This is a genomic window from Chitinimonas violaceus, from assembly GCF_052601015.1.
Window position 1 is genome coordinate 1 of sequence record NZ_JBQXDJ010000207.1, and the last position, 707, is coordinate 707.

Here is a 707-nt window from a genome sequence, read left to right on the forward strand (position 1 = left end):
CTTGGCAGAGGCGATCAAACGGAATCACCCAGTAGCCTTCTGTGCCTTGCCGCTTGGCAAACTCAATGCCGTTGTCTGTCAAGATCGTGTGAATGGTGTAAGGCACAGTGGCAATCAAGCCAGACAGGAAATCTCTTGCCACCAAGCGTGTTGCCCTGGGATGAAGCTCAACGTAGGCCAGTTTTGACGTCCGATCGATGGCGACAAAGAGATACAGCCGTCCTTCGTCAGTTTGGATTTCGGCGATGTCGAGATGAAAGTAGCCGATGGGGTATGACTTGAACGACTTCTTCTGCGGCTTATCGCCCTCAACTTCGGGTAGTCGGGAGATGCCATGACGCTGCAAGCAGCGATGCAAGGCAGAGCGGGTCAAATGCGGCATGCTGGGTTGGAGCGCGTACAAGCAGTCGTCCAAAGGCAGCAAGGTGTACTTCCGGAAGGCAACGATGGCGGCTTCTTCCTCCTGGGTCAGCACCGTCGAACGGGCTACCTTCGGCCCCATGGGTGCATCGTGCGTAAATGAGCGAGCCCGCCATTTTGCAATGGTCTTGGGATTCACTCCGTGCAGCTTGGCCAGTGCGCTCAGGCTCGCTTGACTATGTTGTATCGCGCGACGGGTTGCCGGTGTCGTTGTGGCGCTTCCATGTAGAACCTGTCCCATAGCTCATCCTTTCGTAGCTGGCTAAAGATTAGACCAGCATACTGTG

At 55.4% G+C, this 707-nt stretch carries 1 protein-coding gene; it reads right to left on the reverse strand.

From position 1 onward, the window contains the following. A partial coding sequence (locus ACUHMQ_RS20940; protein ID WP_445297373.1) for a DDE-type integrase/transposase/recombinase occupies positions 1 to 661 on the reverse strand: 661 nt, incomplete at its 3' end. Positions 662 to 707: the final 46 nt, after the last annotated feature.